Annotated in this window: 1 protein-coding gene; it reads right to left on the bottom strand. The window is 66.3% G+C overall.

All coding sequences use genetic code 11. From position 1 onward, the window contains the following. Positions 1 to 14 precede the first annotated feature (14 nt). Positions 15 to 938: a phytanoyl-CoA dioxygenase family protein gene (locus tag RM812_RS41865; protein WP_311586220.1), complete on the bottom strand. Its 924-nt coding sequence runs from the start codon at positions 936 to 938 to the stop codon at positions 15 to 17. Between the last annotated feature and the right edge of the window lie 28 nt (positions 939 to 966).

The following is a 966-nucleotide window of genomic DNA, read 5'->3' as shown; positions in this document are numbered from 1 at the left end:
GGGGAGGGACGTGATCAGCTCTTCGCGGTGCCGGCCCGCAGACGGTCGATCATGTGCCGCGTCGTCTGGATCGGGCTCGCCTCGGAAAGGCCCCGGGTACGCGGCAGCGCTGCGTTGTGCCCGGCCACCCAGGCGTTCCACTCGTCTTGGCCGGCGAAGGGTATGGTCTCGCCCTCCTGGTAGGCGGGGAACGGACGATAGCTGTTGACGCCGCTCGTGTCGGTTCCGCGCACCAGCAGCGGGTCGAGGTAGATCCCGTCACTGTGGATCCGGGTGGTGGTTGAGATGTAGCCGATGTCGAGACCGCACCGTCTCTTGGCGGAGGTGTTCGCCTCCGAGCAGTGCAGCAGGTGGGGATGGTGGATCGAGACGTCGCCCGGCTGGAGCTCGATGTCCACGATGCCGCGCTGGTCCGCCCATTCCCGCACCAGATCCTCGTCGGAGGCCGAGAACAGCATGTTGGGCTCGTCCGTGCGGACCGTCGGCTTGTGGAGGGGGAGTTCGTGACTGCCGGGGATCATGCGCAGGCAGCCGTTCTCCGTGGTGCTCTCGTCGACGGCCAGCCACACCGTCAGCGCCTCCATCGGACTCAGGGACCAGTACGCGCCGTCCTGGTGCCACAGCACGGGCTGTCCGTCGTAGGGGGGCTTGCAGATGTAGTGGGCGGTGAAGCACGCCAGGTCCGGGCCCAGGAAGAACTCCGCGATGTCGACCAGACGGGAGTCCGAGACCAGGCGGGCCCAGAAGGCGTCGTTCCGGATCAGGGGGTGGTGGAAGTGCTCGGGACGCAGATCCGGATACTTATGGGTGAGCCAGTCGACGTGGGCGCGCGCCTCGTCGAGGACCTCCGGAGGCACGACGTTACGGATGATCGAGAAGCCCTGCTCGGCGTATTCCACCGCAGCCTTCTTCAGAACGCCATCGTCAAGGGTGTTCATGCGTCAGCTCCTTCTCACATGCCAGGTA

It is taken from the genome of Streptomyces lancefieldiae (genome assembly GCF_031845825.1).
GTDB lineage: Bacteria > Actinomycetota > Actinomycetes > Streptomycetales > Streptomycetaceae > Streptomyces > Streptomyces lancefieldiae.
Note: the sequence above shows the minus strand (reverse complement) of the source record. Positions and strands in the feature narration are given on the sequence as shown.

What these genes read in the sequence shown, in the direction of transcription:
- RM812_RS41865 (WP_311586220.1), bottom strand. Translation starts at nt 938, where the DNA reads ATGAACACCCTTGACGATGGCGTTCTGAAGAAGGCTGCGGTGGAATAC.